This window comes from Mycobacterium sp., assembly GCF_052144515.1.
Lineage (GTDB): Bacteria > Actinomycetota > Actinomycetes > Mycobacteriales > Mycobacteriaceae > Mycobacterium.
In genome coordinates, this window is record NZ_JBKQQD010000260.1 from 1 (window position 1) to 21,858 (window position 21,858).

A 21,858-nucleotide genomic window follows, 5' to 3' on the forward strand; every position below is an offset into this window, starting at 1 on the left:
CACAATGACCCGCAGGCCGCAGCTCACCGGCTTCTAACGCGACGGCTCCTGCTCGACAGCCGGAGGACCTCGGCGGGCACTATTTGCGCCGTAGTGACCGCTGGGTTCCTGGAACACCAGCGCTCCAGCGGCAACGACCTGTCGACGTCAGCCTCAAACCCGTGGGGTGCTGTATTGCGGCGCCGAGTAGTCGATGGCGGCATGTTCGATATCCCTGCGGGCTATGCAGCGCCAGCATTTCGCATTGGAGAGCCGACAACGGGCCTTGAATTTCGCCGCCGTCTGATCCCACCGGGAATCCCGTGCGTTGACAACCATTGTTGTCATTGATCGTAGACTTATCAGCATGGAAACCCCGGAAACACCGAAGGTGCCGCGACCCCCGGAGGGTCTAGGTGCCACCGGCCGGGCCTTGTGGCGGGACACCGTGGCCGGTTACACGTTCACCGCAACCGAGTTGGGCGTGTTGCGTGAGCTGTGCCGCGCCCATGACAACGCGGCAAGGTTGACCACCACCTCCAAGAGCGTGTCCGTCACCCTGAAAGGCTCCCGCGGTCAACCGACCGTGCATCCGGTTTTTGCCGAAATACGCGCCAACCAGGAAACCATCTCCCGACTGTCCCGCACCCTGAATCTGCCGGATGACCGGCGCAACCGGGGTAAGCGGGTGGTCAAGTCGCAGCCCCGAATCAACGCTATACAGGCCCGACAGGCGCGGAGATTGCCCACGGTTATCGCCATGACCGAGAGGAGCACCGGTGCCGGCTAAGCGTAATGACCGAGAGCAGTTGCCGTGGCCGACACGGCATGTCTGTAATGACGGCACGATGCGCAACTTGGCCCAGTTCATCCCCGAAGAGTGGCCCGACGAGCGTAGCGCGAAGATGAGCTGGCATGCTGTACGTTCCGGTATCGGAAAATCGTTGGGGCGCAAGGCTTTACCCGAAATCTCAGCAATGACCGGGCACGGGCCGCTGGCGCACTACACCGGCGGGCCTGAACCGCTGGCCTGGTGAAAGGAAATAGGAACCATGAGTGACAACCCGGACCCCGCCCACGGCTCTCAGCCGTTTTTCGACGCCAGCAACACACCTAGCGACTTTGGGCGCTCGACCAACAGCAATTTCCGCGGCAAGCACGTCTACCCCGGCGTGGGCTCCACCCACGTGGCCAAGATACCGGCCGGCGCGGGTTTGACCGGCTGGGAGCAACCCGAAGGGTGACTAATGCCGCCGAACATGCCAAGTGAGACTGCTCGAGAAGCAACAGAAGCCTTATGCCTGGCGGTGATCGCCGACGTCGAGTTGGCTGAGCAAGTCTGGGACACCTTGCCGCCGGTAATGCACTACCTCGTGGTGATGGCGCACCGTGAGCTGTTGACGCGCAAGACGGACAGCGGCAGCACATGGATGGACGTGTTGCCGGACTGGCTCACACGTGAGAGGACTGACGAGGATGTCCAGCGGATAATCGGCGGCGTAGTGCACGACTATGCGGCAGAGTTATTAGGGCTTTGAAAACAACTGAATGATCAAGAATCACAACAGAATTGACAATTTCATATAAGTGAACAAGCACAACGTTAGGGGTACGTGACAAGGTTAAGTTATGAGGAACAACTAATGAGCAAGTTTTCGGATCTCGCTATCGAGACGCGGGCCACCCAGTCGGCGGTTGAGCTACGCGGTGGTTCGCGCAAAATTGGGGGTCTCGGCGCGGTGTTCGGCAGGCGGTCCCACGTGTTGCCTGGTGTGGCGGCCAGCGGCTTCGCCGGATTCCGCGAAATCGTTGAACCTTCGGCCTTTTCTAGGACGGAGAAAGATGGTTGGAGCGGTGTCGTGTGCCGGTGGGAGCATAGGGGGCTGCTGGGGACCACCGCTGCGGGCACACTGCAACTCCGCGTGGACACTGGCTCCGGGGGCGGATTGAATTACGAGTGCGACGTCCCGGACACTTCCGACGGCAACGACTGCCTTACTCTGATCCGCCGTGGGGACGTCAGGAATTCGAGCTTCGCGTTTCAAACTTATACCGACACGTGGACCGAGGACGACGACGGCTGGCCATTGCGCCACCTGGTCTCTGTACGCCTCATCGACTGCTCGCCTGTGACGATTCCTGCGTACCCTGATTCTACTGTGGCACAACGTAATTCGGAGATTGCGCTGCGCAGCATGGCCGACTACTTCGACGCACCCTATTCCGACGTCCTGGCGTGTGACGGGGATTACTCGAAGTTTTTCCGCCGCAGCGATGCCCCGGTGTATCCCCACCGCCAGGCCCGACGCATGTCCCCCAAGCAGCGCCAGCGGGAGTTGGAGCTTCTCGAAATGCGCTGGCCCCCCGAGCACGTCAAGCAGATGACTAGCCGTCAAAAGCAAGTTGAGGTTGCGCGCATGGCCATCCCACCTGAGCGGAGATCAGGTAGGCAGGCGCTGATAGAAACCATGGCCGAGCGGTGGCCGAATGACTGATGTGAACGGTGACATGGGCACCGGACCCGATGACCTGGGCGAGGTCGACGACACCCCCGACGATCCGAGCTGGGCCGGCCGCATTGATGCCCATATCGACCACACACACAAAGTGGATGAGCACACGATCATCGTGTCAGAGAATTGATCAGCGTTGGCCCAGCCGGTGGGTCTGCTTAATCTCGGTGCACCACTCCCGAACCTGGTAGTGGACGCTGTGTGCGCTCACCGTGCTACCCCGCTCGGCAATCACCTGTTCGCACAGCGCCAGGGTGAGCGGTTCGCCGGCCTGCACCCGCGCCCAAACCTCGAAGCTGGCGAGGTCGATACGGTCCTGATACATCGGTGAAAAGCCTACGGTTGCACCGGCCTGGACGCCTAGACTTGACGTGTTGTCCTTCCCCGTTTCGACGAAGAACCTTCCTTTCTATCTGGCTGCCCGCGGGGCCGGACGACTTTGGGCCGAATGTCAATATCGGTGATTTCATCGACGAGGGGCAAAGGCTTTGCGCGATGAACGGGAAGTAGAGGCCACCGCGGCAGGCTGGTATCCAGACCCATCGGGCGCGGCCAGGCAACGGTTGCAGAATCACCGCCGAGCAGCGCTCGCGCTCGCCGTCACGCTCGTCCTCATCGTCGTGGCCAACGCCGTCGGTGGATGCTCCTCGCAACAAAAGTCCGCGCTGGCCGACCCAACGTCGTCCTCAGCTGCCACGCCTTCGTCGCCGCGGCAGACCGTCCATAATCCCCAGCCGTATCAGGTCCAGCTGCCGTTAACCGGCCTGCACGTCCCCGAGGAGGTGGCGGTGGACAGCGCCGGCAACGTCTACGTCACCGACCTCAACAATAAGCGGGTGCTCAAGCTGCCGGCGGGGTCGAACACCCCGGTCGAGCTGCCGTTCACCGACCTGAACTATCCTGGCGGAGTAGGGGTGGACACCGCCGGCAACGTCTACGTCACCGACTACAGCAACCGGGTGCTCAAACTGCCGCCGGGGTCGAACACCCCGGCCGAGCTGCCGTTCACCGGCCTGAAAGGTCCTCGCGGGGTGGCGGTGGACAGCGCCGGCAACGTCTACGTCGCCGACCTCCTCAATAACCGGGTGCTCAAGCTGCCGGCGGGGTCGAGAACCCCGGCCGAGCTGCCGTTCACCGACCTGAACGGTCCTGGCGGGGTGGCGGTGGACAGCGCCGGCAACGTCTACATCACCGAGTACAGCAACAACCGGGTGCTCAAACTGCCGGCATGGTCGAGAACCCCGGCCGAGCTGCCGTTCACTGGCCTGAACCATCCTGGCGGGGTGGCGGTGGACACCGCCGGCAACCTCTACGTCACCGACGCCGGCAACCACCGGGTGCTCAAAATGCCGGCGGGGTCAAACATCCCGGTCGAGCTGCCGTTCACCGGCCTGAACGGTCCTGGCGGAGTGGCGGTGGACACCGCCGGCAACGTCTACATCACCGACTACGACAACAACCGGGTGCTCAAACTACCGGCGGGGTAAAGCACTACGAACTGCTACCTGTTACCGCCGAGAATCGCCATGCGCCCGTGAGCACATCCGTGAGCACAATTGGGGGAAAGTTACAGGTATCTCACGTAATGTCTTGTAAGGTGAAAGTGCAGCTCAGAGCCGATTTAACGCCCTGACCAGGGTAGCTGAAAACAGTCCCGGACTTTCACCGGGTTCCCTCTTGCGACGCATCGTTAACATGCTTCGCTCGATGCCGGCGCCGCGTGCTGCGGCGTCAGCAGACCAGCTGCGCCGCCAAGGGTACTCTGCGGCTCTGTTGGATCGAGAACCGCACCGAACGTGACGCTGTCGTCACGATCGGTTGCCAGCGTGACAGCAGTGTCACGCTCGCGCCGAAGCGTCAGCGTGCCAGTGCGTCGGCGATAGCGAGTTCCCCGTTGTTGAAGTCGATGGTCCGGCCGATGGACGAGTCGTCCGCCAGCGCCGCGGCTACCACCAGTGCGACGTCTGCGCGCGAGACTTGCCCCTTCCCTTCGCCGACGGCGATCCGGCCGGTCGGCGGGTCGAGGGTGAGCCGGCCCGGTCCCAGCACGGTCCAGTCCAGGTCGCTGGCGCGTAGATGGGCATCCTCCCTATTTTCGAGCTGCCTTGGCCTCCGCGTACGGGAAGAACGGATCATCTTGCGCCACAACGTGATCTGGCCCGCACGGAAGTAGGACACCATCACGAACCGCCGCACGCGCGCCTGCGCGGAAGCGTCGATCACCCGGATCGCCGCGTCGCGGTCGACGGGTTGGTCCGCGCCGGGTTGCCGCCGCCCGCCCCCGCGGAGAACACCACCGCATCGTGCCCGGCCAGCAGAGCGGCCAGCGCTTCCGTATCGAGGTGCTCGATATCGGCGACGACGGGTTTGGCGCCGGTGGCCGCGACCACGTCGGAGTGGTCGGGGTTGCGGAAGACCGAACTGACCTCGTCGCCGCGCTCGGTGAGAATGCGTGTGAGTGGCAGCGCGACTTTGCTGTGGCCGCCTATGACGATGACGTCGATGACGCGTGCCATGCGTCCCGACGGTACCCGAGGCTCAGGTGAGCAAGAGGGTGGGTTAAAGGTGGGTTAAAGCTTGACTTTCCCCATGATCAGGTCGATCAGCGGCTTGCCCGGCGCGTATGCGCCGGTCATCGACGCCATGGTGTGTCCGGAGTCCACGAGCAGGGTGATCCCGCTGATGCCGCAGGCGGCCTCGCTGTTGAGGAACGCCATGACGTCGCCCATCTGCTCCGGGGTGTGGACCTTGGAGCCGGTCTCGTCGCGGTAGTCCTGGGCGAAGCTGAGCCACAGATCCGCGTTGGCCTGGGCCAGCGGGGTGTCGGTCGGTCCTGGGCAGATCGCGTTGATGCGAATCCCCTTCTTCAGCAGCGGGTAGCCCTGGGTCGCCACGTAGGTGTTGATGATCTTCTTGCTGGTGCCGTAGTGAATGATGCCCTCGGACTCGTGGGCCTTGGACCAGGCCTCGGCGGCCGCGAAGTCCGGCGTGGCCAGGAACTCCATCATCGTGTCCAGGTCGTTCTCCCAGCCCATGCCGGCGACCGAGGAGATGAAGCAAATGGCCGAGCCGTTCGGAAGCTGGTCTTTTTCCAGCAGCCGGTCGATGAGGTGGCGGTGGCCGATGAAGTTGATCTTCAACAGGTCGGTTGTTCCGTCGGCCACCCCGGCGGCCGAGAATACGGCGTGGATGGGCCCACTGATCTGCTCGAGCGCGGAGTCGATCGAGGCGGGGTCGCGCAGGTCGACCTGCACCGACTGGGCGACGTCGTAGTCCACCGGGGCGTAGTCCATCACGATGACTTCGGCGCCGAGTTCGGCGGCAGACTTGGCGGCCGCCGCGCCCATGCCGGTCGCACCGCCGACGACGAGCGCCCGCTTACCGTCGTAGCGCAACCGATCGACAATAGACATTGTGTTCCTCTCTCGGCCACTACTCGGCCATTAGCGATAGGCCATTACTGACTGCCCAACTGTATGAAGAACAGTTATTAGGTTCAACACCGGGTGCCGTGTACGAAGCGCTTACTTGCTACGGACGGCGGCGCCGCGCAGGACGGTGTCGCGCACGTGCACCAGCGCCGTGCGTTTCCCGACGGCGCGCAGGATGTTCTCCGGTATCCACTGCAGGCCGATGACGCAGCGTGCCAGCATCGCGGTGGATGGCGCGTCGATCTGAATCTCACCCGATCGGATCCCGTCGGAGAGAAGCGATTTCATCTGCCGCAGCCGGGTGGAATACGACCAGCCCGGGTTGGCGGTCGGCGGTGATTGCCGCATCCAGGCGAGCTGGATCCTGAACTCGTCCGAAAACTGATCCAGGGCGTTGACGTTGACCCAGCTCAGCGCGTCCAGTTTCTGGACGGGCGTCGCGTCGGAGCGCAGTACGCCGACCCAGCCCGCCTCGACCTTCCTGCCGAAGGACCGCATGATCGAGTCGAGGAGCTCGTCCTTGGATCCGATGACCCGATAGACGGTGCCGGTGCCAAGGGCCGCCGCCGTCGCGATGTCCCGGATGGTGGTGGCCTCGTAGCCTTTGCGGCCGAACTCCGTTCGCGCCACCGCGCGGACATGGGCGGCCTTGTCGCTGGGATCGGCCTCGCTGTCGTCGGCCCACGTCTCGACGACCTCGCTTGCGGCCTTGAAGGCGTCGGACCGATCCAACGCGGCGTCGTTGGGCGGCTGAGCGGCCAACCCCTGCAACATGATCCGGCACAGCAGCGCGGCCACCTGGTCGGCCGCAGAATTGTGACGCATGACGTCGAGCCCGACCTGCAGCATCGTCTGGCAGATCCGGTCGGCCAGGGTGGGCAGGTCGATGTCTTGCTTGATGTAGCCGCTCCACCTGCCGGCGCGCAGCGTCTGCAGCATCGCCTCCTGGATCGCGGTGGGCTGCTGCCGGGTCAGTTTGATCAGCTGGGGATCCGCGCTCGGCCCCTCGTAGAACGACATCTGTAGCGCGGCCCGATGCTGGACCGCGCATTTGGCGATCGCCGAACCCAACCCGATGATCTTCTCGGAGACGGGGCGGTCGTCGGGTTTATCCAGCCTGGCCTGGGCGTCGAGCCCGACCCGATTCAGGTCGTCCTGGTAGCGGCGGATCAGCTCGATGAGGATTGCTTCTTTGGATTCGAAGTGGTGATACAGGCTGCCGGGGAGAATGCCTGCGGCGTCCGCGATTTCCTGCAGTGAGGTCCGCAGACCCGACGAGGCGATCAGGGACGCCGCGGTCTGCAGGATCTCGGTCCGGCGCGTCCCGTCGTCGGCGCCGCCCTGATCCGCTCGATCGGTTGCCGGCCGTCGGCCCTTCGCCAGTGCATCGGCTTTGGCCATGGCTAGCCAGTCCTCCCAGCGAATGAAACCTGAACCAAATCTTTGGTAGAGGCTATCAAACCGCCCCCCGGGAAAGGCGCTGCTTACAGCGGTGACGGGCCCATTCTATAGCGGAGGTCCGTCCCAACGGTCCAACGCGACCACCTCCTCGACGGGCCGACGGATGGCCGGCCGGAACGTATGCCCGGCGCGCAGCCGCCCCACGGGCAGCAGGCAGCCCTGGACGTAGGTCTCCGGGATGCCCAGCAGTTGGCGGACTTCGGTTTCGTAGTGCAGGTGCAGCGTCGTGATGCAGGTTCCGTAGCCGTGGGTATGCAGCGCCAGCTCAAAGTTCCACACCGGCGGGAAGATCGAGCCGTACAGCGTCGCCAGGTGGAACGATTCGTCGCCGTCGATGCGCGGCAAGTACGCCTCGTAGCAAGGGATTACCAGCAGCGGCACCTTCGCCATGTTCACGACCAGCCACTCCGTCGACGACATGAGGCGGGCCTCGGGTGTGCCGGCCGGCATCATGTCGGCGAACAGCTGTCCGCCGACTCGCAGCAGATAGGCCTTGCGGTACAGCTCGGCGATCTCGGCCCGCAACGCGGGGTCGGCGACGACCAGCCACCGCCAGTTCTGCTGATTCGAGCCGTTGGCGGCCTGCAGCCCGATGCGCAGGCACTCCCGGATGTCGGCGAGGTCGACGGGCGCGTCCAGGTCGAGCGACTTGCGCGCCGAACGGGTGTTGTTGAGGAGGTAGTCGATATCCATCCTTGGGCTCCTCCTACCGGCTACCTCTGTTCGCAAGGTGCGCGCCGAGTTCGGTGAGGTAGCGATCGGACCCACCGAGGAGTCCGCTCCAGCTCAGCAGGCGCTTGAGGTAAAGATGAGCATCGTGCTCCCAGGTGTAGCCGATGCCGCCGAACACCTGGATGGCGGTATCGCCCACGGTTGCCAGTCGCCCGGCGAACGCCTTCGCCCGCAGCGCGGCCAGGTGTCGCTCTTCGGCGTCAGTGCCCTCTGTGGCCTCTGCCGCCTGGGCATCAGCGGCCCAGAGCGCGTGGATGACGCCGCTTCGGGCCAGCTCGACGGTCTCGAACATGTCGACGCACAGGTGCTGGACCGCCTGGAACGAGCCGATGACCTGACCGAATTGCTTTCTCACTTTGGCGTATTCGACTGCGAGGTCCATGACGGCCCGGGCGGCGCCCAGGGCGTCGGCGGAGGTGGCGATCAGGACGTCGTCGATCACCGCCGCGACGTCGTCCGGCGAAGCCGTGGCCAGCCGGTCTGCGGGCGTGTCGTCAAATGTGACGCCAAAGCGCTTGCGGGTCTGGTCGATGCCGCGTTCGGGTGTCAGCGAGATCCCGGCGGAGTCCGCTCGGACCGCGAAGAGCCCTGTGCCCCGCGCATCCTCGGCGAGCACCAGGAGGGTGTCGGCGGCCGCGGCGTCGGGAACGCCGGCGATCTCCCCGCGCACCACGACTGTGTTATTTCCTGGGTCACCGCGCCTAGCCGCGACCGCCGAGGAATTCCCCGGATCGAGGAAGGTGACGGTGGCGATGGTCGTGCCGTCGGCGATTCCGCTCAAAAGCTTGGCAACGTGGATACCACCGGCGCCGAGCCGGGTCAGCGCGCGCGTCGCCGCGACCGCCGTCGACAGCCACGGCCCCGGATGCAACGCGGCGCCGAGTTCTTCGGCGACCACGCCGGCCTCGACCATCGTCATGCCGGCGCCGCCGTGCTCCTCCGGCACCAACAGCCCGGTCGTTCCGAGGTCAGCCAGACCGCGCCACACCGCGTCGTCCATGCCGGACGGGTCGTCCAGTAGCTCGCGCACGTGTCTCGAAATCGGTGCCCTCTCAACAAGAAAGCGCCGCGTGGTGTCGCGCAGCGCGACCTGTTCATCGGTGAGTTCAAGGTTCATTTGCGCGGCAATCCGAGGACGCGCTGCGCGGTGATGTTCTTGTTGATCTGAGTCGTTCCGCCGGCGATGGTCAGTGAGCGCGACGTGAGGCGGTAGTTCGCCCACGGGGCATCTGTGCCTCGGGTGCCGAGTACGTCGAAGGCCAGGGCGGCCAGGTCCTGGCCGATCTCACCCCACACCGTCTTGGCGAGGCTGGCCGACGCGAACGCCACACCGTCCGTGCAGCCATGCAGGATAGCCGAAATCGACCGCTGGCAGAGCACCTCGAGATACTTGATGCGGAGCGCAATTTCGCCGAAGCGACGAAGTATCAGCGGGTCTTCTAGCACGCTGTGCGCGCTTCCGTTCTGCGCCGCGGCGAAGTCGTCGACCAGCTCTTCCAGCCTTACCTGCATCTCGGAGTACAGTCGCGCGGCCCCGGCACGCTCGTGGCTGAGCGTGGTGGTGGCCACACCCCAGCCCCCGTTCAACGGGCCCAGCAAGGCGTTGGCCGGCACCCGGACGTCGTGAAAGAACACCTCGGCGAAATCGGCGTCGCCGTTGAGCGTGACGAGCGGACGGACCTCGATGCCGGGCAGTTTCATGTCGACGATCAGGCAGGAGATGCCCTTGTGCTTCGGGGCGTCAGGGTCGGTGCGCACGTACAGCTGGCACCAGTCGGCACGGTGCCCGAGCGAGGTCCAGATCTTCTGGCCGTTGACGACGAAGTCGTCACCGTCACGCACCGCCCGGGTGCGCAGCGAGGCGAGATCGGATCCTGCTTCGGGCTCAGACATCCCCTGGCACCAGATGTCGTCGGCGCGCATCATGCGGGGGAGCAGCGTTTTCTTCTGGTCTTCGGTGCCGTACTGCATGATCGCAGGGGCGATGTTGTTCAACCCAATGACGTTGAGCGGCATCGGAGCCCGCGCACGCGTGGTTTCCTCGGTATAGACGAGTTGCTCGAGTACCGTCGCTCCGCGGCCGCCGTATTCGCGGGGCCAGGAGACGGCGGCCCACCCCGCGTCGGCCATCGTCGCGCTCCAGGCGCGCAGCATCTCGAACGCCGCGTCGTCGCGGCCGGCCGGCCGCCGCGCGGCGACCAGCTCATCGGTCAGGTTCGCGGACAGCCAGTCGCGCAGCTCGGCGCGGAACTGTTCCACTTCCGCTGGATACGAGAAGTCCACTTTTCCTTGATTCTGGTTTCTGGTCGTTTAGCCGGACTCTACGGGGTAAGAAAATCTTGGGTCAACGACGATCAGTTCCCGTTGCGCTGCGGTTCGGGGAACGCCACTTTCGTCTCTCCAAGGCCTTGTCCTGGCATCGCGCTGATGCCGCGTCGCTCACAAACTTCCAGCACCTCGTCGACGATCGACGCGGGTACGAAGAATTTCTCCGTGGATGACATCTGCTCGAGATGTGCCTCGATGTCTTCCGCCGTCGGTTGGCTGTCGGCGTCCGCCAGCCAGCCCTCACTCAGGCCGACGAACACGCGCGCATAGCGTCCGGCGGAGGCGGAATAGTTGCGATGGGTGAACGTGCAGGCGCTGCTCGCGAGGAAGGTCACCAGCGGGACGACGAGTTCGGGGCGAATCGCGCGCATGAAGCCTGACTCGGTGAGGAACTTCTCGTCCCCGACGGTCTCGGTGACCATGCGCGAGAAGCCAGTGGGCATAACGGAATTGGCGATTATCCCATGCGCTTCGCCCTCGATCGCGATCACGTTCGTCAGGCCCACCAGGCCGGCTTTCGCCGCGGCGTAATGAGCCTCCATAGGCTGACCGAAGATCCCGGCGGACGAGGAGATGAACACGAACCTTCCGCCGCCGTTCTTCTTCATCGCGCGATACGCCGGCTGAGCCAGGTAAAAGCCGCCGTCGAGATGTACACGCAGCATTCGGGTCCACTCGTCGGGCAAGAGATCCTCGAACGGCACGCTGCCGAATATTCCCGCGTTGCTGACGACGGCGTCCAGCCGCCCGAATGTGTCCACCGCGGCGTCGACGATCGCTTGGCCGCCAGCCTGGGTGTCGACCGAGTCATAAGAGGCTACAGCCGTGCAACCCGCCTTCGTGATCTCATCGACCACGTCGTCCGCGACGCGGGAGTCGGCCCCGTCACCACCCATCGAGCCGCCGAGGTCGTTGACGACCACCGCGGCGCCGCGGCGGGCCAGGTCGAGCGCATACAGCCGGCCCAGTCCACGACCGGCACCGGTGACGACAGCCACGCGGTCGGCGAAGTCAATCATGTTGTGCTCCTTGATGCTTGACCACCCGTGACGCCGTGAGCGGCCGATCGTAGGAGGGGTCCGTCTCACCGTGGTGGGGGGTCCGCGCGCCCGGGACGGCGGCGATGGCATCGTCGGTGAGCAGCGACTGACCTTCGTTCATGAACTCGACGAGACAGACCCGGTCGGCGATCGCCCACCGTCCTTCGCGCCGCTCCAGGCGATCGATGTAACGACCGCCGGAGATCGTCATGTGATTCGCCGGTTCGCGGTCGGTCCCGACGAACAGGTAGTAGGTCTCGGCGTGCGCCTCGTCGCCTTCGATGTCGACGGTGTGGTTCGGCAGATAGTGCTGGTATCGCGTCTGCGTGCTGTGATACGCGAGGGCCCAGTCGATGAAATCGTCGACGACGCCAACAAATCCGACGTGGTCGTCCACGGCGCCGTCATGGTAGGCCGATCGCAGCAGCGCGCGGTCTTGCCGGTCGATCCCGCGCGCGTTTCGCTGCATGCAGTCCCAGATCTCCGAGCGGTCGCTGAGAAGCCTGACCTGGTTTCTCAGCTCGTCATCCACGGTCACCTGACACAGTCCTTTCGCCGACATCCTGGTCTGATTGACCCCGGCGGAACCGGACTCTACGGTGGAACAGATATTTGGTCAACGACGTCAGGACCGGTTCGGAGGTTGAGCGTGGCAGACAACGCTCGCGGCGACCGGTTGCAGTCCCTCGGCATGCTCGCTTCCGCACTTGCCGGCCGACCCGTGGCGGTCGCCGAGCTGCAACCCGGCGAACCCCCGTGGACGGACGGCCAGACGATCTACGTAGACGGCTCCGCTCCCGGCCCCGGCCGACTCTCGGCGATAGCCGTGCACGCATCTTTGATCGCCGCAGGCAGCCTGGAGCCCGACGTCGTGCGGCCTCTGGTCCGCCACCCGCGGTTGGCCAGGCGTTATCTGGCGATCGAGGGTCACCGGGCACTGGTCAGCAACGCGGACCTGCTACCGCGCATCCTGGCCTCGGTGGGCGACCGCGACATCGCGAGCCGAAGCCAGTCGCCCGCGGATTCGCTGAGCATCGCGACCGGGCGGTCCGCGATCGACGACCCGGCGCCCGGGTTCGGCGTGATCCGTGCGGGAAAGGTGCTGGCCGCAAGCTCCCGGGCGGCCGAACAGCAGGATCAGGAGAACGCCCGGCATGTCCCGCGCGGTCTTCGCGATCAGGAGCGCGCGCAGGAACTCGAGAAGCTGGACCAGCTCGATGAGGCCCAGGTCGACGATTCCGACGATCCCGACCTGTTTACCAGCCCGGTCGGCGGGGGCGGCTTCATCGGCAAGTGGCTGAAGAAGATGCTGTCCTCATCGCGCAAGACCGGCAGTAGCGGCGGGCCGCCCGGCGCGGATAACCCGACGCATCACACGAACTCCTCGAACCGCGGCCGGCATGCCGTGTCGTCGCTGGCCTCGACGCCGAGCGAGGACCTCAACGATCGCGAAGCCGTGGCGCACGGCGTGACCTACCCGGAATGGGACGTCACCCGCAAGAGCTATCGGCCCGCGTGGTGCACCGTGCGGGAGGTCGAGCCGAAGATCAACGCCCACCTTTCACAGGCCACCCTGGCGATCGACGGCGCGATCGGGGTGCGGCGCCCCCTGTCCCGACTCGGTATGGGTCTGCACCGCCGCCACCGGCAGTCGCAGGGCGACGACATCGACATCGACGCGGCAGTCGAAGCCCGCGTCGACGTGCGGGCCGGGTCGGTGCCCGACGAGGCGGTGTACCTCGACAGCCTGCGACGCCGGCGTGACTTGTCGGTCCTGCTGCTTCTCGATGTGTCGGGGTCGGCGGCAGAGCCCGGGACGGTGGGGCGGACGGTGCATGAACAGCAGCGCGCGGCGGTGGCCAACCTGACCGTCGCGCTGCATGACCTTGGCGACCGCGTCGCGCTCTACGCGTATTACTCGCAGGGCCGCGGGGCGGTGACCATGGTGCCCGTCAAACGGTTTGACGATCACCTCGACGCCCAAATCATGAGGCGGCTGAACAGCCTGGAACCCGGCGCGTACTCCCGCCTCGGCGCGGCAATCCGCCACGGCTCGGCGGTGTTGGAGGCGCGTGGGGGTACATCGCGCCGGCTGTTGGTCGTGCTGTCCGACGGCCTCGCGTACGACCACGGTTACGAACGGGCCTACGGTGCCGCCGACGCGCGCCACGCCTTGGTCGAGGCCCGCCGCCGGGGCACCGGCTGCGTATGCCTGACCATCGGCGCGGGAACCGACGTGCGATCGCTGCGCATGGTGTTCGGCAGCGCCGCGCACGCGACGATCGCGCGGCCGGATCAACTAGCCGGCGTGATCGGTCCCCTGTTCCGGTCCGCGCTGCGCTCGGCGGAGGTCCGCCGGAGAGTGCCTTGACCGGCTTATGACAAACCCCACGACCAACCTATGATGGAGATTGAAACAAACATCTGTTCCGGGTTAGGCTCCAATCACCGCGGTGCAGCGGGTGGCAGAAGGGACGCTATGGCGAACGAGTCCGGGCTCGCTTACCGGAACGGCGCTCCGTCCGAGACGGACGGGAAAGGTGAAGTGCGGCCCTATTACAAGGCAATCGGCAACGAGGAGGCCATCTTCAAGGCGGCCTACCGGCAGGGTCTGGCGCTTGTCCTGAAAGGGCCTACCGGCTGCGGCAAGACCCGCTTCGTCGAGGCGATGGCCCACGATCTCGGCAGACCGCTGATCACCGTTGCCTGCCACGACGACCTCACCACCGCGGACCTTGTCGGTCGTTATCTGCTGCGGGGCGACGAGACGGTGTGGGTGGACGGTCCGCTGACCCGCGCGGTGCGCGAGGGCGCGATCTGCTACCTGGACGAAGTGGTGGAGGCCCGACAGGACACGACGGTCGTGCTGCATCCGCTCGCCGACCACCGCCGGCAGCTGCCCATCGAGCGCCTAGGTGTCACGCTCGACGCGGCACCCGGCTTCGGCCTCGTGGTGTCTTACAACCCGGGCTATCAGAGCGTGCTGAAGGACCTCAAGGATTCAACGCGTCAGCGGATGGTGGCCGTCGAATTCGGTTTCCCCGCAGCCGATGTCGAAGAGGGGATCGTCGCGCACGAAGCGGGCGTGGACGGCGCCGTCGCGGCCGAGTTGGTGCGCTTCGGCCAGGCCATCCGCCGACTGGAGACCGGCGGCCTGCGTGAGGTCGCCTCAACCCGCGTGCTCATCGCGGCGGGCAGACTGATCGCGGAGGGCCTGTCCATGCGAGAGGCGGCCAAGGCCGCGATCGCGGGTCCGCTCACCGACGATTCGGCAGTGGGCAGGGGCCTCAACGAGATGATCGAGGTCTATCTGGGTGGGGATTCCGATGCATGACATCGCAATCCGCCGCCGTGGTCTGAACAAATATTAGGTTAGGTCACCTACCGGGAGGTCAAATGTCCTACGAAAGCAGCGCTGAGCCGATCAAGGTCGGCTATCTGATGGACTTCACGCTCCCGCCCGGGTTTCCCGAGGAGATGAAGGCGGACTTCACTCGCTGCTTTGACCTCGTTTTCGAGGAGGCCGTCGAACAAGGGCTGACCGATCGGCCCGTGCAGATGATCTACCGCGAAGTGGAGGGGCTGCCTAAGGGTTCGGTGAAAGCGGTGATCGACGCGTTCGGTGAGCTCGTCGATGAGGGCTGTCTGGTGGTGTTCGGGCCGCACATCACCGACAACTGCGTCCCTACACGTGAAGCGATCGAAGAGCGGTTCAAGGTCCCGGCCATCAGCGTCACGGGCACCGACGACTGGCTGGGCGAATGGACCTTCGCCTTCCCGCAGGGGTCGATGACCGACGAGCCGATCTTCATCGCGGATCTCGTGGCCAAACGCGGGCTGACCGGGATCGGGGTCCTCGTCGAGCAGAACCTCATTGGCGAGAGTTACCTCAAGAATCTGCGGAGCGCCTGCCGGCGCAAGGGTATTCGGATCGTCGCGGAAGCGGCGATCGCGCAGACCGCGCAAGACATCAACGACGCCGTGCGCACCCTGCATGACGCGAAGGCCGAAGCGATCGTGCACCTGGGCTTCGGCTTCGGGATCGTATTCATCAATCCCGCGCTGCAGGCCGTCGACTGGGACCCGCCGAGATTCACCACCACGGCTTTCCAGAACGCGTGGGTGAACCCCATCATGTGGAACGCCTTCATGGGCTGGATCGGGGTCGACCAGTACGACGAGGCGAATCAGATCGGCCAGGACTTTCTCGACCGCTACGCGAAGAAGTACAACGGACGGCGTCCCGAATACTGCGTTCCGCCGGTCAACCGAGACGTCGCCGCGACTTTGTTGCGGGCGTTCACCGACTCCCACCCGCTCAGCCCGCGCGGCGTCAAGGAGGCGCTGGAGCGGGTCAAGATGATGCCCGCCGCGTCTGGCGCGCCCGGTACCCGGGTGTCCTTCGGTAAGTGGACCCGCCGCGCGTGGATGGGCGCCGGCTATCTGGTGGCCCGGACGCTCGATGCGGACGGCACCAACTCGCATCTGGTCGATCGCTTCGGAGAGGAAGGCTGACATGTCTACGGAACAGGCAACACCCCCGACGGCAGACGAGCAGCCCGCCCGGCCAGGCGAAAAGCGGAGCTGGGGTGGCTGGGTCGCCGGCGCCGCCCTGGCGGCGTTCGCGCTCTTCTTCATCGCCAACTGCCGCACCGCCCTTGACCCGCGCGTCGCCAACCCGAACGTGCAGGGCCGGCCGCGCCCGGTGAAATTCATCTTCGGGTTGGACTACATCACTTTCCTGCACGTCTCCACCGTCATCATGCTGCTCGTGCTGCTGGTGGTGTTCATCAGGGGCTGGCGGCGCAATCCGGGCAGTCCGGTGATGCTGATGTTCCTGTGCACCACGCTGATCGTGTGGCAGGACCCGATCATGAACTGGTCCCCGTTCGCGGTCTACAACCCCGATCTCATTCATTGGCCGGAGTCGTGGCCGCTGGTGTCGTTGTCACCGACCGTCGAACCGTTCGTGGTGTTTGGCTACGTGATGTTCTATTTCGGCCCCTACTTCCCTGCGGTCTGGATCCTGCGCAAGCTGCAGGCCAAATACGGGCCGGAGGCCTTCGTATCGCGGCACCCGTTGGCCTGCCTGGGCCTGCTGACTTGTGCGATCGGCTTCGTCTTCGACGCGTGGCTGGAGATCCAGCTCATCCACGCCGGCATGTACATCTATTCGCAGGTGATTCCGTGGGGCTCGGTATTCACCGGCACGACGTTCCAATTCCCGCTGATCTGGGAGTCGTTCTCGGTGACGTTCGTGATGGTCCCGGCAGCCATCCTGGTCTACCGCGATGACACCGGGAAGTCGGTGGCCGAGAAACTCGCCGCGAAGGCGAAGCTCTTCCCGGGCCGGCCGGTGCTGGGCACCTTCCTGGTGATGTTTGCCATCATGAACGTGTCGTACTTCGCCTACGGGGCGTGGTTCGCCGCCATCAAGGTCAGCCATGCGGCGACCTCCGTCGCCTGCCCGTGGCCTTACCCAGAGGCCAAAGTCTATGACCCGCAAGGGTTTTACGAGAAGGCTGGCGCTAAAGGCCCGTACTCGGTCGGCATCTGGTCGACCTGGGCGAGCGGGGAGCCGAACGGGCGGCCGCACGTCGACGCACCGCCGCCGGGTGAAGGCGCCTGCGCGACTGCGAGCAAGAATGGGTGAGCCGCGCAGCGTCGTCATCACCGGTGCGTCCCGCGGATTGGGGTTCGCCTCGGCGGTGCGCCTCTATCGCGAAGGGTGGCGTGTGGTTGCGGCCATGCGGACACCCGACCCCGGAATTGCGCTGCTGCGGCAGGCGACTGGGGCAGGTGAAGATGACGACCGGCTGATCGGCGTGCAGCTCGATCTCACCGACAGCGCGTCGATCTCCGCGGCGGCCAAGGCAATCGAAGAAGCCGTGGGCGCACCCTACGCGATTGTGCACAACGCGGGGATGTCCGCCGCCGGAATGGTGGAGGAGGCCGATATTGCCTTGTGGCAGAGGATGTTCGCCACGTCGGTCCTGGGTCCCGTCGCGCTCACCCAGGCGCTGCTGCCGTCGATGCGGGCTGCGGGCGAGGGCCGCATCGTGCTGGTATCCAGCGCGGCCGGGGTGCGCGGTCAGCCTGCGACGGCGCCTTACTCGGCCGCCAAGGGAGCGCTGGAGCGGTGGGGTGAGTCGATGGCGTGCGAGATCGCGCCCTTCGGCCTTGGCGTCACCGTCTTGGTGGCCGGCACGTACGACACCGAGATCATCACCGACGCGGGCACCACCGATAACCGCGATTTCGAAGGCCCGTACGCCCGACTGCACAACACCATGAACACCCGCGGGAGGTTCGCGATGAAACTCGCCAGGCCTCCCGAGCGGTTCGCCGACGGCGTGCTCAAGGCGCTGGATGACCGGAGGCCGTTTTGCCGCCACGGTGTCGGCCCGGATGCCTCAATGCTGTTGGCCTCCAATCGGATTCTTCCCGCTTTGGGCATGCACCACGTGTCCCGGATCGTGCTGGGCATACCCAGGCAGGGTTCGATGCGGGACGGGGCGTGGCCGTTGACTTTGGCCCAGCGGGCTCAAAAGGCGATGGTGGTTATTGCGCGCGTTCTTCCGGCGCCAGTGCTGCAGCGCTTGGCGTCGCTGGCGGCTCCGCGCCGCCAGGGGACTGAAAGGGACTGAGGGGTGACAATGGAGCAGCTTTTTGACGACCTGGAGGACTTCGGTTCCTTCGACGACGCGATCTCCGGTGACGTGCGTGATCCGTACACCGAACTGGCGCGGCTGCGCCGTGAGGAACCAGTGCAGCGCCTCGAGACGTCGGGAGCGCTTCCGCACGAGGAATCGCTGCCGATGTTCATCGTGTACCGCCACGAGGATGTGCAGCAGATGCTGCGCGACAACGAGACGTTTTCGTCGTCGGCCGTCATCGCCGCGTTCGGCCCTGTGCTAGGTGAAGGGGTCATGCTCGGCATGGACGAGCCAGTCCACGGACGGCTGCGTTCGCTGGTACAGAAGGCGTTTACGCAGAAGTCGCTGGCGCGGTGGGAAGACGAGTTGGTCGGTCGCGTGGCGAATGGCCTGATCGACAAGTTCGCACCCAACGGCAAGGCGGATCTCGTCAAGGAGTTCACCTTCGACTATCCGAGCCAGATCATCGCGGGTCTGTTGGGCTTGCCGGAGAAGGACTACCCGCAGTTCCAGCGGTGGTCGATTTCGCTGTTGAGCTGGCTGATTAACCCCGAACGCGGGCTTGCGGCCTCGGCCGCCCTGTGTGACTACTTCGACCCGATCCTGCAGGCCCGTCGCGCCGAGCCGAAGGACGACCTGATCAGCGCGCTTGCCGCGGCCGAGATTGACGGCGAGAAGCTTGCCGACGAGGAGATCTTCTCGTTTCTTCGATTGCTGCTGCCCGCCGGTGTGGAGACGACCTACCGGTCGCTGGGCAGCTTGCTCCTCGCGCTGTTGTCGGATCCGGCGCAATTGGACGCGATCCGCGCGGACCGGTCGCTGCTGCCACAGGCCATCGAAGAGGGCGTGCGCTGGGAACCGCCGCTATTGACCATCACCCGGGTGGCCACCCGCGACACCGAACTCGGTGGGGTGGCGATCCCGGCCGGCGCCACGGTGATGCCGATGCTGGGTTCGGCCAACCGGCAAGAGGATCGCTACCCGGACCCCGACACCTTCAACATTCACCGGCAAGCCAAGGCGAATCTCGGGTGGGGCCACGGCGTGCACGTCTGTCTCGGCATGCACCTGGCGCGACTCGAGATGCGCACCGCCGTCAACCTCTTGCTGGACCGGTTGCCCAATCTGCGGCTGGACCCCGACGGCGACGACCCGCACATCCGCGGGCAGGTCTTCCGGTCGCCCACCTCGGTACCGGTGTTGTTTGATCCCCAGTGATCCCGGCGGCTTGCCAATCGGCTAGTTTCCAGTAAGGCTCACCATAGGGTGGTCCGCCTGGCTTGGCATCCCGCACGCCATCCCCCGTCCCGGCGCTCTAACCAGCGCCTCGTCCAAAGAGAGCTGAACAAATATGGCTGACACTGTAAAGGTCCGGTTCGAACCGAAGATGATGATCGACGGCAACCTGGTTGACGGCCAGGCCGGCACATTCACGAACATCAACCCGGCGACCGAGGAATCGCTCGGCGAGGTTGCCGACGCATCGAAGGAGGACATGCACCGGGCCATCGACGCCGCCCGGCGCGCCTTCGACGAGACCGACTGGTCGACCAACAAGGAGCTGCGCAAGCGCTGTCTGTTGCAGCTGCACGACGCCATCGAAGAGGAGAAGGAAGAGCTGCGCGAAGAGCTCATCCTCGAAGTCGGCGCGCCCCGGGCCATCACCTTCGGCCCCCAGTTGGACGCCCCGCTGGAAGACGGATTGAAGTACCCCGCCAGGCTGATCGACGAGTACGCCTGGGAAACGGATCTGGGTGACAAGGTGATCAGCCTCACCGGCACGCTGACCACACGCAAGGTATGGCGGGAGCCGGTAGGGGTCGTCGGCGCGATCGTGCCGTGGAACTTCCCCTTCGAGGTGACCCTCAACAAGCTGGGCCAGGCGCTGGGCACCGGCAACACGGTGGTGCTCAAGCCAGCGCCGAACACGCCGTTCAACGCGACCCGGCTGGGCCGGCTGATCGCCGAGAAGACCGACATCCCCGCCGGCGTCGTCAACGTCGTCACCGCATCGGACCACTTCGTTGGCGAGGAGCTCACGTTGTCGCCGAAGGTCGACCTGATCTCGTTCACCGGCTCGACGGTGGTCGGCAAGCGGATCATGGAAAAGGGTGCGGCCACCATGAAGCGGCTGTTCCTGGAACTGGGCGGCAAGTCGGCCACCATCGTCTTGGAGGACGCCGACTTCGGGCTGGCCTGCGCGATCGGCATCGCGCCGTGCATGCACGCCGGGCAGGGCTGCGCCAACCCGACCCGGATGCTGCTGCCGCGCTCGCGCTACGACGAGGGCGTGGCGATCCTCAAGAGCATCTACGAGAACGTCACGTGCGGCGACCCCCAGGACCCCGGAACCCTGTGCGGGCCGGTGATTTCGCAACGGCAGTTGGATCGTGTGACGGGCTACATCAAGAAGGGTGTGGAAGAGGGTGCCACCGCGCTGGTCGGCGGCCCCGATGCACCCACCGGTTTCGACAAGGGATATTACGTCCGGCCAACGCTTTTCACCGACGTCGACAACAAGATGACCATCGCCCAGGAGGAGATCTTCGGTCCTGTGCTGTGTGTCATCCCGTTCGACGACGAGGAAGACGCGATCCGGATCGCCAATGACAGCGTGTACGGCTTGGCCGGCAACGTGATGTCGGGCTCGCTGGAACATTCGTTGGCGGTGGCCCGTCGGATCAAGGCCGGCTTCATGGGCGTCAACGGCGGCGCTCCGTACGGCGCTGACACACCGTTCGGTGGATACAAGGAAAGCGGCGTGGGCCGCCAGAACGGTGTCGCCGGGTTCGACCAGTACACCGAGATCAAGTCCGTGGGGTATCCCGCCGGGTGATCCGCTAATTGCCTAGTTGCCGCGAGCTGGGGGCAGCTCCCGCTTGCGGGGGAGCGTGTCTGTACCCAGACACGCACGCTCGCGCGGCATTCTGCGCACGCTCGGCGGGTTGAGAGAAGGGCAGCGGTTGGCCACCTATGTCTTGGTTCACGGCGGCGGTCATGGCGGTTGGTGCTACCAGCCCGTCGCGCGGCTGTTGCGATCCCGAGGGCACGAGGTTTACGCCCCTTCGCTGACGGGTCTGGGCGAGCGCGCGCATTTGTTCGCGTCCGATGTCGACCTGGACTGTCACATCACGGACATCGTCAACCTGCTGCATTTCGAGGATCTGCGCGACGTGATCCTGGTTGGCCACAGTTATGGGGGCATGGTGATCACCGGCGCCGCCGATCGGGCTGCCGACCGGGTGGGCCACCTTGTCTATCTGGACGCCGCGACACCCGTCAACGGCCAGACACTCGTCGACCAGGCTCCTGAGATGATGGCCGCAGCGCGCGCCGAGAGCCGCATCGTCGACGGTGTCGAAATGTGCTTGTACCCAACCGATGACACGCTGCGGTACTACGGTGTGCGCGACGTCGGCCAACTCGAGTGGATGAAGGCGCGGCTGACGCCACACCCGTGGAAGTGCTTTGAGCAACCACTGCGGCTGACCAACGAAGCTGCGCTCGCCCAAATCCCGCAGTCCCACCTCTGTACCACGTTGTATATGCGGTGGCGTGATGTTGATGGCCTGCGGCGAAAAGCCAACGGCCGCTTGTGGGACCTCGACACCGGCCACGACATGATGATCACCGAACCGCGTTGGGTGGCCGACAAGCTGATGCTGGTGGCGTCGTAAGGCAATGCGACACAACACCTTCACGTGATACGAGTCGGCTA

General features: G+C 65.2%; 25 protein-coding genes and 1 pseudogene. 16 read left to right on the top strand and 10 right to left on the bottom strand.

The genetic code is table 11. The annotated features are described in order from the left end of the window. Positions 1-37: 37 nt before the first annotated feature. The 7 genes and pseudogenes from ACLP9N_RS17320 to ACLP9N_RS17350 all read left to right on the top strand — a co-directional run. A pseudogene (locus ACLP9N_RS17320) lies at positions 38-147 on the top strand (DUF2237 family protein); the annotation flags it as partial. A 199-nt stretch (positions 148-346) separates the two neighbouring features. Next, complete coding sequence (locus ACLP9N_RS17325) at positions 347-769, top strand: hypothetical protein (protein WP_442408573.1); 423 nt, start codon at positions 347-349, stop codon at positions 767-769. Further along, positions 759-1,016, top strand: coding sequence for a hypothetical protein (locus tag ACLP9N_RS17330; protein ID WP_442408574.1), 258 nt, complete (start codon positions 759-761; stop codon positions 1,014-1,016). Before ACLP9N_RS17325 ends, ACLP9N_RS17330 begins: the two co-directional genes overlap by 11 nt. A 15-nt stretch (positions 1,017-1,031) precedes the next feature. Next, positions 1,032-1,223, top strand: a complete 192-nt coding sequence (locus tag ACLP9N_RS17335) for a hypothetical protein (protein ID WP_442408575.1) — start codon at positions 1,032-1,034, stop codon at positions 1,221-1,223. A gap of 3 nt (positions 1,224-1,226) precedes the next feature. Then, complete coding sequence (locus tag ACLP9N_RS17340) at positions 1,227-1,517, top strand: hypothetical protein (protein WP_442408576.1); 291 nt, start codon at positions 1,227-1,229, stop codon at positions 1,515-1,517. Positions 1,518-1,622: 105 nt separating this feature from the next. Beyond that, positions 1,623-2,474 (top strand): HK97 family phage prohead protease, encoded by an 852-nt coding sequence (locus ACLP9N_RS17345; protein ID WP_442408577.1) that lies wholly within the window; start codon positions 1,623-1,625, stop codon positions 2,472-2,474. After that, positions 2,467-2,622, top strand: a complete 156-nt coding sequence (locus ACLP9N_RS17350) for a hypothetical protein (RefSeq protein WP_442408578.1) — start codon at positions 2,467-2,469, stop codon at positions 2,620-2,622. The genes ACLP9N_RS17345 and ACLP9N_RS17350 overlap by 8 nt, the downstream gene beginning before the upstream one ends. Here ACLP9N_RS17350 and ACLP9N_RS17355 read toward each other — a convergent pair whose 3' ends face one another. Further along, the gene (locus tag ACLP9N_RS17355) at positions 2,623-2,817 is read right to left on the bottom strand and encodes a hypothetical protein (RefSeq protein ID WP_442408579.1); all 195 of its coding nucleotides are present in this window, start codon (positions 2,815-2,817) and stop codon (positions 2,623-2,625) included. A gap of 163 nt (positions 2,818-2,980) precedes the next feature. On the opposite strand from ACLP9N_RS17355, the gene ACLP9N_RS17360 reads away from it, so the two are divergent. Next, complete coding sequence (locus ACLP9N_RS17360; RefSeq protein ID WP_442408580.1) at positions 2,981-3,979, top strand: NHL repeat-containing protein; 999 nt, start codon at positions 2,981-2,983, stop codon at positions 3,977-3,979. Between the two features lie 370 nt (positions 3,980-4,349). Here ACLP9N_RS17360 and ACLP9N_RS17365 read toward each other — a convergent pair whose 3' ends face one another. The 9 genes from ACLP9N_RS17365 to ACLP9N_RS17405 all read right to left on the bottom strand — a co-directional run bounded on the left by ACLP9N_RS17365 (position 4,350) and on the right by ACLP9N_RS17405 (position 12,022). Continuing rightward, positions 4,350-4,715 carry an NAD(P)H-binding protein gene (locus ACLP9N_RS17365; RefSeq protein ID WP_442408581.1) on the bottom strand — a complete coding sequence of 122 codons (366 nt, stop codon included), beginning with the start codon at positions 4,713-4,715 and terminating at the stop codon, positions 4,350-4,352. Further along, a complete protein-coding gene (locus tag ACLP9N_RS17370) occupies positions 4,712-5,008 on the bottom strand; it encodes an NAD(P)H-binding protein (RefSeq protein ID WP_442408582.1) in 297 nt (98 codons plus the stop codon). The genes ACLP9N_RS17365 and ACLP9N_RS17370 overlap by 4 nt, the downstream gene beginning before the upstream one ends. A gap of 54 nt (positions 5,009-5,062) precedes the next feature. After that, a complete protein-coding gene (locus tag ACLP9N_RS17375) occupies positions 5,063-5,905 on the bottom strand; it encodes an SDR family oxidoreductase (RefSeq protein ID WP_442408583.1) in 843 nt (280 codons plus the stop codon). A gap of 111 nt (positions 5,906-6,016) precedes the next feature. Further along, positions 6,017-7,324, bottom strand: coding sequence for a TetR/AcrR family transcriptional regulator (locus ACLP9N_RS17380; RefSeq protein WP_442408584.1), 1,308 nt, complete (start codon positions 7,322-7,324; stop codon positions 6,017-6,019). A gap of 105 nt (positions 7,325-7,429) precedes the next feature. Next, positions 7,430-8,077, bottom strand: a complete 648-nt coding sequence (locus tag ACLP9N_RS17385; protein WP_442408585.1) for a nitroreductase family protein — start codon at positions 8,075-8,077, stop codon at positions 7,430-7,432. 13 nt (positions 8,078-8,090) lie between these two features. Continuing rightward, positions 8,091-9,233, bottom strand: a complete 1,143-nt coding sequence (locus ACLP9N_RS17390; protein WP_442408586.1) for an acyl-CoA dehydrogenase family protein — start codon at positions 9,231-9,233, stop codon at positions 8,091-8,093. Further along, positions 9,230-10,399, bottom strand: coding sequence for an acyl-CoA dehydrogenase family protein (locus ACLP9N_RS17395; RefSeq protein ID WP_442408587.1), 1,170 nt, complete (start codon positions 10,397-10,399; stop codon positions 9,230-9,232). Before ACLP9N_RS17395 ends, ACLP9N_RS17390 begins: the two co-directional genes overlap by 4 nt. A gap of 71 nt (positions 10,400-10,470) precedes the next feature. Continuing rightward, positions 10,471-11,463: an SDR family NAD(P)-dependent oxidoreductase gene (locus ACLP9N_RS17400; RefSeq protein WP_442408588.1), complete on the bottom strand. Its 993-nt coding sequence runs from the start codon at positions 11,461-11,463 to the stop codon at positions 10,471-10,473. Continuing rightward, positions 11,456-12,022, bottom strand: coding sequence for a nuclear transport factor 2 family protein (locus ACLP9N_RS17405; protein ID WP_442408589.1), 567 nt, complete (start codon positions 12,020-12,022; stop codon positions 11,456-11,458). Before ACLP9N_RS17405 ends, ACLP9N_RS17400 begins: the two co-directional genes overlap by 8 nt. A gap of 153 nt (positions 12,023-12,175) precedes the next feature. On the opposite strand from ACLP9N_RS17405, the gene ACLP9N_RS17410 reads away from it, so the two are divergent. From ACLP9N_RS17410 to ACLP9N_RS17445, 8 genes are all read left to right on the top strand, one after another. Continuing rightward, positions 12,176-13,855: a nitric oxide reductase activation protein NorD gene (locus ACLP9N_RS17410; protein WP_442408607.1), complete on the top strand. Its 1,680-nt coding sequence runs from the start codon at positions 12,176-12,178 to the stop codon at positions 13,853-13,855. 108 nt (positions 13,856-13,963) lie between these two features. Continuing rightward, on the top strand, positions 13,964-14,818 hold the full coding sequence (locus tag ACLP9N_RS17415) for a CbbQ/NirQ/NorQ/GpvN family protein (RefSeq protein WP_442408590.1): 855 nt from the start codon (positions 13,964-13,966) through the stop codon (positions 14,816-14,818). Between the two features lie 62 nt (positions 14,819-14,880). Further along, on the top strand, positions 14,881-15,999 hold the full coding sequence (locus tag ACLP9N_RS17420; RefSeq protein WP_442408591.1) for an ABC transporter substrate-binding protein: 1,119 nt from the start codon (positions 14,881-14,883) through the stop codon (positions 15,997-15,999). Between the two features lies 1 nt (position 16,000). Then, positions 16,001-17,137, top strand: coding sequence for a spirocyclase AveC family protein (locus ACLP9N_RS17425; protein ID WP_442408592.1), 1,137 nt, complete (start codon positions 16,001-16,003; stop codon positions 17,135-17,137). Beyond that, positions 17,130-18,131, top strand: coding sequence for an SDR family oxidoreductase (locus ACLP9N_RS17430; RefSeq protein WP_442408593.1), 1,002 nt, complete (start codon positions 17,130-17,132; stop codon positions 18,129-18,131). The genes ACLP9N_RS17425 and ACLP9N_RS17430 overlap by 8 nt, the downstream gene beginning before the upstream one ends. Positions 18,132-18,140: 9 nt before the next feature. Next, positions 18,141-19,358: a cytochrome P450 gene (locus ACLP9N_RS17435; protein ID WP_442408594.1), complete on the top strand. Its 1,218-nt coding sequence runs from the start codon at positions 18,141-18,143 to the stop codon at positions 19,356-19,358. A 133-nt stretch (positions 19,359-19,491) separates the two neighbouring features. Continuing rightward, positions 19,492-20,976, top strand: coding sequence for an aldehyde dehydrogenase family protein (locus tag ACLP9N_RS17440; protein ID WP_442408595.1), 1,485 nt, complete (start codon positions 19,492-19,494; stop codon positions 20,974-20,976). Positions 20,977-21,103: 127 nt separating this feature from the next. Further along, complete coding sequence (locus ACLP9N_RS17445) at positions 21,104-21,817, top strand: alpha/beta fold hydrolase (RefSeq protein WP_442408596.1); 714 nt, start codon at positions 21,104-21,106, stop codon at positions 21,815-21,817. Positions 21,818-21,858: the final 41 nt, after the last annotated feature.